The organism is Caballeronia terrestris (assembly GCF_001544515.1).
Taxonomy (GTDB): Bacteria; Pseudomonadota; Gammaproteobacteria; order Burkholderiales; family Burkholderiaceae; genus Caballeronia; species Caballeronia terrestris.
On record NZ_FCOL02000579.1, the window covers coordinates 1 to 688 of the forward strand.

Sequence of the window (688 nt, forward strand, 5' to 3'; positions counted from 1 at the left end):
CAATCGGAATCTGGTGCTATCCGCGCGAGCGGCGTAGCGCCAAACTCGGCGGTCTCCGACAAACCCGGCGCGGTTCACTGGAATGACCTTGATCGACTCGACAAACAGATCGCCGATATTGAGCGACGTTTGCACGCATGGATGAAAGAGGACAAGGCATGCAAGGCAATCGCCGCGATTCCCGGAGTTGGTCTGCTGACGGCAACGGCCACTGTTGCCACGATGGGTGACGCGAAGGCGTTCAGATCAGGACGGGAGTTTGCCGCGTGGCTCGGTCTCGTACCAAAGCAGATCGGCACTGGCGGGAAAATCCAGCTATTGGGTATCAGCCGGCGCGGTGACACGTATGTGCGGACGTTGCTGATCCACGGAGCACGCAGCGTGCTCTTTCACGCGAAGCACGCTGGAACGTGGGCCGAGCAGATGCAGAAGCGACGGCCGCCAAACGTGGTAACCGTAGCATTGGCCAACAAGATGGCACGAACGATCTGGGCAGTGCTCGCGCACGACAGCCCATACAGGACCGATCACGTTAGTGCGCGAGCGGCTTGAATCTGAGTGAACTGGTAACTAACGACTACAGGATGACGTCGAAAGGTTGCGTTGGCAATCGAGTGTGATGACCGACAGGTTGGACCGGGATTCGCTAAACCTGAAACGTAGTTCGAGCGTCAAGCTCGTGCGACAA

General features: G+C 58.3%; 1 protein-coding gene. It reads left to right on the forward strand.

All coding sequences use genetic code 11. The features are described from left to right. On the forward strand, positions 1-552 hold a 552-nt coding region (locus AWB67_RS39055; protein ID WP_235025644.1), incomplete at its 5' end, for an IS110 family RNA-guided transposase. Positions 553-688: the final 136 nt, after the last annotated feature.